The sequence below is a fragment of the Polaribacter aestuariivivens genome, assembly GCF_005885675.1.
In the GTDB taxonomy this organism is placed as follows: domain Bacteria; phylum Bacteroidota; class Bacteroidia; order Flavobacteriales; family Flavobacteriaceae; genus Polaribacter; species Polaribacter aestuariivivens.
Genome location: NZ_VANR01000007.1, coordinates 184322 through 192257, shown reverse-complemented (window position 1 = coordinate 192257; position 7936 = coordinate 184322). Strand labels below are relative to the sequence as shown.

5 protein-coding genes are annotated in these 7936 nt (G+C 28.3%); all 5 read left to right on the top strand.

The genetic code is table 11. The features are described 5' to 3' along the window. On the top strand, positions 1 to 399 hold a 399-nt coding region (locus tag FDT66_RS13320), incomplete at its 5' end, for a T9SS type B sorting domain-containing protein (RefSeq protein ID WP_138534104.1). 6 nt (positions 400 to 405) lie between these two features. Beyond that, positions 406 to 3129 (top strand): T9SS type B sorting domain-containing protein, encoded by a 2724-nt coding sequence (locus FDT66_RS13315; RefSeq protein ID WP_138537355.1) that lies wholly within the window; start codon positions 406 to 408, stop codon positions 3127 to 3129. Between the two features lie 30 nt (positions 3130 to 3159). Next, a complete protein-coding gene (gene uvrB, locus FDT66_RS13310; RefSeq protein WP_138537353.1) occupies positions 3160 to 5148 on the top strand; it encodes an excinuclease ABC subunit UvrB in 1989 nt (662 codons plus the stop codon). Positions 5149 to 5208: 60 nt separating this feature from the next. Further along, positions 5209 to 6453, top strand: a complete 1245-nt coding sequence (locus tag FDT66_RS13305; RefSeq protein ID WP_138537351.1) for a hypothetical protein — start codon at positions 5209 to 5211, stop codon at positions 6451 to 6453. A 187-nt stretch (positions 6454 to 6640) separates the two neighbouring features. Then, positions 6641 to 7894: an outer membrane beta-barrel protein gene (locus tag FDT66_RS13300; RefSeq protein WP_138537349.1), complete on the top strand. Its 1254-nt coding sequence runs from the start codon at positions 6641 to 6643 to the stop codon at positions 7892 to 7894. Positions 7895 to 7936 lie beyond the last annotated feature (42 nt).

Sequence of the window (7936 nt, the reverse complement as noted above, 5' to 3'; positions counted from 1 at the left end):
ACTACTCCATTTCAAGACGAACCTAGTTTCGAGAATTTAGAAGGCGGAATTTACACCATCATTGTTAATGATAAAAATGGATGTGCTCCAGATGCTACTCTGCAAGTTTCTGTAATTCAATTTCCTAAATTCTTTACCCCAAATGGCGATGGAAGAAATGATACTTGGGTAATTAAAGGCGCTAATAAAACCTTTTATCCAAATGCAAGTATCAATATTTTTAACAGATTTGGAAAATTAGTCGCGCAAATTCCTATTGATTCACAAGGATGGAATGGAACTTTCAACGGAAAACTACTCCCTTCTGATGATTATTGGTTTAATATTCAGCTAATTCCTGCAGATTCTTCCAAACCAACAATTAACAAAAAAGGTAATTTCTCTCTTTTAAGAAGGTAAAATATCATGAAACAAAAAGTAGTTGGCATATTATTTATTTTAATAGCTAACCTTAGCTTCTCGCAAGGTGAAGCAAACTTTTGGTTTTTTGGTGAAAAAGCTGGTATAGATTTCGACTTAGGTAGAACAAATATTCTTTCAAATAGTCAAATAACTGCACCTGCAGGTAGCGCTTCTATTTCCGATAGAAATGGAAACTTATTATTTTATACCAATGGTGAAACTATTTGGAATAAAAATCATCAAATAATGGAAAATGGAACTGGTTTAGCTGGTGAAATTGGAAACACACAAACTGCAGTTATAGTTCCAAAACCTGGTAGTCAAGAAATTTATTATGTATTTACAACCAGAATGGAATCTGATGCTAATTTTAGTGCGGGTTTAAAATATTCTGAAGTAGAAATATCTAATGCTTTTCCGTTAGGAAAAGTAATTTCTAAAAATGTTTTTTTAGCAATTTATAAAACAGAAAGAATAACAGCAGTACATAGTGATGATGGAAACGCTATTTGGGTAATTACTTTTGGATCGTCAAATAGTGAAAATACTTCCGCTTTTGAAACTTTTTCTATTTTTAAAGTAGATGCAACAGGTGTTGACAATAGAAGAACCATGTACAGAGTACCAGAAGCAACAACTACATCTTCTATTGGTCAGTTAAAAATAGCTCCTGATGGAAAAACTATTGGATTGGCAAATTTTGACTTTACAGGAAAAGAAGCATTATATATTCTAGACTTTGATACTTCAACTGGAGAAGTTACGTATAGAAATAAGATAAGTACAAACATGGGACCAAATGTTTTTATCGTTCCTTATGGTATTGCTTTTTCTCAAGATTCTAAAATTATTTATTTTTCAGGAGATTTAAATGTTGGTCCAAGTTTGGTAAGACAATTTAATGTAGAAGGTAGTTCAGATCCTTTAAATTCGCCTATTGTGCTAACTTCTTCCAATGCTTATAAATATAGGTCATTACAATTAGGTTCTGATGGAAAAATATATGTAGCTAAAAAAATTCATAATGATAATGACGAAGGTTCAGAATTTTTATCAGTAATAAATGAGCCTAATATTTCAGGTTTGGACAGTGATTTTGTTGATAATCAAGAAAATGTAACTCCTGGGCTTTCTTTTAGCGGACTTCCTAACTTTGTGCAATCTTTTTTTGAAAGTAGAATTTTTTCCGAAGATAAGTGTTTGGGTGAAAATGTAAATTTTTCTGCCACATCATATATTCCAATACAATCAATTAATTGGGATTTTGGTGATGGAAACTCTGCTACAGGCTTAACCCCAACTCATCAATATACTTCTAGTGGTTCAAAGATAGTTCAAGCAGAAATTACCCTAAACAACAACACCATTGTAAATGTTTATAAAAAAATACAAGTTTTTGCGTTACCAATACTAAAACCTAACCAAGAATTGGTACAATGTGATGATGATTTTGATGGTATTTCTAATTTTAATCTATTCAATATTAGAGAAAAAATTACAAATCCAGCATTAGATGAAGAGTTGTTTTTTTATGAAACAAATATTGATGCTCAAGCTGATATTAACAGAATTACAACTCCTGATAACTATAGAAATACAATCCCCAATCAAGAAATATTTATAAAAGTAGTAAACGAAAATGGATGTATTTCTTTTTCATCATTTAGAGTGAATGCGACTTTTGTACAAGTAGATCCTATTTCAGAAATGTACGTTTGTGAAGATTCAGATTCAACATCTGGAAATCAAAAAGGAGCATTTGATTTACAAGCAAAAAAAGTAGCTATTTATAATGATTTGAATTTAGATAGAACCACTACTACATTAAGATTTTATAACACCTATTCAGACGCACTCACAACAACCAATGAGCTTCCAGAAAATTTTATTTCTAAAACCACCACCATTTGGGTAAGAGTAGATGAAAATGCTAGTTGTGGCGGAATTCAATCTTTTGAAGCAATTGTAAATTCACAACCAATTATAAACTTACAAAACAGTTATACAATTTGTTTTGATCCAAGCTTAAAACCACCAATAACATTATCCGCAGACACTAGTAATGAAAGACATGAATGGAAAAATAGCTTAGGAACAGTAATCAGTACAAACATTAATTTTACACTCACAAATACAGGAACTTTTTCTTTAACATCTTACAAAACTGAAAATAATATTGAATGTTCTTTTACCAAAGAATTTGAAGTTACAAATCCAGAAAACCCTGTTTTTTCAAACATTATTGTAAATACTGAAGATGAAAACAACAATATTGTTGAAGTTTTTATAGATGGAAATAGTACTTACGAATTTTCTTTAGACAATACTACTTTCTTTGGAAATACAACTTCATATACGTTCACCCAAGTTATTCCAGGTTTAAAAACAATTTATGTGAGAGACACAAATAATTGCGAAACTCCAATTCAACAAAACGTATCTGTTTTAGGGGTGCAAGAATATTTTACACCAAATGGCGATGGTGTAAATGATTTTTGGAACATACGTGGTTTAGATGCTGTTTTCTACAAATCAATAAACATTAAAATTTTTGATAGATTAGGAAGAATCGTTGGCTCTATAACAGATTTTAACTCTCCTGGTTGGGACGGAACTTTTAATGGAAAAACACTAATTTCTAATAATTACTGGTTTACTGTAGAAATTGTAGATATTGACGATAACTTAATTAAAAAAACAGGAAACTTTAGTTTAATTAGAAAATAAAAATACAATTACAATCCGTATTTTTACAATATGGAATTTAAATTAGTTTCGGAGTTTTCTCCAACTGGAGATCAGCCACAAGCCATAAAAGAGCTTTCAACCAACATCAACAGTGGTGAAAAATACCAAACCCTTTTGGGTGTTACAGGCTCAGGTAAAACCTTTACAGTTGCTAATGTTGTAAAAAATGTAAAAAAACCAACATTAGTTTTAGCACACAATAAAACGTTAGCAGCACAATTATACTCAGAATTTAAACAGTTTTTTCCTGAAAACGCAGTTGAATACTTCGTTTCTTATTATGATTATTATCAACCTGAAGCCTATATTCCTGTAACAGGAACATATATTGAGAAAGATTTATCTATTAATGAAGATATTGAAAGGTTGCGTTTAAGCACCACTTCTTCCCTACTTTCTGGACGAAGAGACGTATTAGTTGTAGCCTCAGTTTCGTGTTTGTATGGTATTGGAAACCCTACTGAATTTAAGAAAAACGTAATACCTATTCAAGTTGGGCAACAAATTTCCAGAACAAAGTTTTTACATCAGTTAGTTACCAGTTTATACTCTAGAACTGAAGTTGAAATAAAAAGTGGAACCTTTAAAGTAAAAGGCGATGTCGTAACAATTTACCCTTCTTATGGTGATAATGGTTATAGAGTTCATTTTTTTGGTGATGAAATTGAGGAAATAGAATTGTTTGATTTAGAAAGTAATGCCATTATAAATACTTTTGAAGAATTAAGTATTTATCCAGCAAATTTATTCGTTACTTCTCCAGATGTTTTACAAAATGCCATTCATCAAATTCAAGAAGATATGATGAAACAAGTAGATTTTTTCAATGAAATTGGTAAACATTTAGAAGCAAAACGAATCAAAGAAAGAACAGAATTCGATTTAGAAATGATTCGCGAACTTGGATATTGTTCAGGAATAGAAAATTACTCTAGATATTTAGATGGCAGGTTACCAGGAACAAGACCCTTTTGTTTGTTAGATTATTTTCCTGATGATTATTTAATGGTTATTGATGAAAGTCACGTAACTGTACCACAAACTCATGCCATGTATGGTGGAGATAGAAGTAGAAAAGAAAATTTAGTAGAATATGGTTTTCGTTTACCAGCTGCAATGGACAATAGGCCTTTAAAGTTTGACGAATTTGAAGCCATTCAAAATCAAACCATTTTTGTTTCTGCAACACCAGCAGATTACGAATTACAAAAAACCGAAGGTGTTTTTGTTGAGCAAATAATACGTCCAACTGGTTTATTAGATCCTCCAATAGAAGTAAGACCAAGTTTAAATCAAATTGATGATTTAATTGAAGAAATTCAATTAAGAGTAGAAAAAGACGAACGTACTTTAGTTACTACTTTAACAAAAAGAATGGCAGAAGAATTAACAAAGTACCTAACAAGAGTTGATATTCGTTGTAGATACATACATTCTGATGTAGATACTTTAGAGCGTGTGGAAATTATGCAAGATTTACGAAAAGGCTTGTTTGATGTTTTAATTGGTGTAAACTTATTACGTGAAGGTTTAGATTTACCAGAAGTATCTTTAGTTGCTATTTTAGATGCTGATAAAGAAGGTTTTTTAAGAAACACAAAATCTTTAACCCAAACTGTTGGAAGAGCTGCAAGAAATGTAAACGGTTTGGCAATTATGTATGCAGATAAAATTACAGATAGCATGCAAAAAACAATTGACGAAACTGAAAGAAGAAGAGAAAAACAAATTGCGTACAACAGTAAACATAACATTACTCCTACGCAAATCAATAAAAGAATAGACAATACTTTAACTAAATCTGCAGTTTCCAGTTACCATTATGACAATGCAAAACAAGTTGCTGCAGAACAAGATTTACAATACTTACCTAAAGAAGAAATCGAAAAACGTATACGTTCTAAACGTAAACAAATGGAAGCTGCTGCAAAAGCTTTAGATTTTATTGCTGCTGCAAAATTACGTGATGAAATTGCAGTTTTAAAAGAAAGTGTTTAGAAATAAAAATTTTATTTAAAATATATTAATCAAAAAAATTACAAATTAAATTTAAAAAAAATGAAAAAGATAGTATTGACTTTATTATTAGTGAGCTTAAACTCATTTGCCCAAAGTACTTTTAGAAAAGGATTTATGAAAACAAAAGCAGACACTAAAATTGATGCTTATATAATGGTATTTGGGTATAATATTCAAGAAAAAGTTTACTATAAAACGAATAAAAATAGTTCAAAAATACATGAAATATCTGTAGAGGAATTAAATGAACTTTCTACAGAAAAAACAAAATATATTAGAAAACAGGTAAGTATTGAATTTTTAGAAAAAAACATGTACGCTAAAAATCAAAATAATAGTAATAAATTCAACTTAAGTACAGCCAACCTTTTTTTAAAAATTGAATTAGATGCTAAAAACTTCACTTTCTACTCTTATGAAAAAGATGGGAATGAATATTATTTTGTAGAAAAAAATAATACTATTAATTGGCTAGAATTTAAAAAGATAAAGAATAATAATAAAACTTTTGAAGTAAGAAATTACAGGAAACAGTTATTAGATGAGTACAAATTAAAGTCAGTAAACAAGAGAGGATATATTGGCTCAATAAAATATAAAAAAAAGTCATTAATTGAGTATTTTTTAAAATATGCAAATGATGAAAATATAAATTCTAAAAACTTTAGTAAAATTACTGATTCTCGAGATTTAAAAGACTTAATAAGTATCACCCCAAAAATTGGTTATTCATTTTATAATCAAGATACTAAAGCAGTACAAAGTAATTCTTTTAATAGTTCTTTCAACTCGAATAACCTAAATGTAGGCCTTGATATAGAGTTGTTTTTTAATACAATTTATAAGAAAAATTCATTTATTTTTTCTTTACAACATCATTTCAAATCAGAAACAAAAGATAGTATAAACTTTGGAGCTTCAAGTCCTGTGAATGTAGAAATTGCTAATAATATTGGTCTAACAAATTTAATACTTTCTTATAGGCACTACTTTAAAATTTCGGATGAAAAGTACATTTATTCAAATGCTGGAGTTGCATATAATCTTCATAGCGGAAGTACTAAATATACTTACACAAATGGGAATGAAGAAGCTAATTTAACATACAATAATACGTATTCATTATTTTTAAGTGTTGGTTTAAATATAAAAAAATATACTGTTGAGCTAAATTTTATGCCAATTTCTGGAGATTTTAAATCAAAAACTGATAATGAAGGAATATCTGATTGGAAATTTAAAAGAAGTGTACTTAGCTTTAACATTGGTTATGAAATTTTTTAGTAAAAGAAATATTAATTTCATTTCAAAATTTTAATCTTTAAAACCATATCGTTATTAACTTTTTTAGAACCTTCATAAAAACAACTTAATTATATTTTTTTAAAAAATCATTTTAAAAGAAATTATTTTACTAAAAGTTAAAAACTTCTCAAAAATTTACGATTTTTGCCCATAAAAAATTGAAGAAATGAAAAAAACTGTTTTTGTATTATTACTTATAACTTTAAATTCTTTTGCGCAAAGTTCGTTTAAGAAAGGGTACTTTATAACTTTAGACGGAACAAAGGTAGAATGTTTTATAAAGGATGAAAACCCTTATAAAATTCCAGAAAAGTTTGATTATAAAATTAATGATTCATCACAAGAATTATCTATAAATTCTTCTCAAATTAACGCTTTACATATTGCTCCAGATGTAAAATATGAGAGACACACTGTTAAAACTGATTTATCTAGTGATAATATAAGCGAACTTACTACAATCAGAATTTTAAACAAAGAAGAAGTAAGCTTACTATTAGAAGTTTTAGTAGAAAGTGAAAGCAGTCTTTTACAATTTTCTGATAATGAAGTTACTAGGTTTTTTTTCAAAAAAAACAACAAAGTTATTCCTTTCGATTATAAAAAGTATAAGAATGAAAGTAATGGAATTTCTGAGAACAGAAACTATCAACTTCAGTTAAAACAAAACTTTTTTTGTGCAAACTTAGATTATAACATAGATTATAAAAGAAAAAGTTTTATTAGTTTTTTTGTTGATTATAATGTTTGTAAAAATAAAAATTTTATCAATTTAACGGATAGGAAAAAAAATTCAAAAAAACCAATATTTAATATCAAAGGAAGATTAGGAACTGGTTTATTCTCAGCAGAAAATATTGTTGAACAAACCAACGAAGCTGAATCTTATAATTCTGAATTAGTATTTAAATTTGGAGTTGAAATTGAATATATTTTTGCTTTAAATAATAATAAATGGGCAGTTTTTATAGACCCTAGTTACCAAACAAATTTCTCTACTCAAAGTAAAACTATTAAAGGTTATAAAAATTTAGGCTTTGGAGGAAGTGGAGTTGGCGATATAATCGTTCCTATTTTTGATATAAATGAAACAAAGTTTAGCAATATAGAAATTCCTTTAGGAGTAAGACATTATATGTATTTTAATAACAATAATGCTTTATTTATAAACTTAGGAGTTAATTTTGATGTTCCAATTGAAAGTGAAATTACTCAAACTGATTCTGATACAGGAGACTCAACAACCTATGACATGAACTCCACATTTGGTTTCAATTTTGGTTTAGGCTATAAAGTAAGTGAAAAAATTACGGTAGATTTAAATTATTTTACTCCTAGAAGAGTTAAAATAGAAGGAAAAAACATTGACGATATAAATGTTAGCAACATCTCTTTAAAAATAGGATACCTTATTTTTTAAAATATATCTTAACAATTAAAATACTTCATAAAATTTATTTCT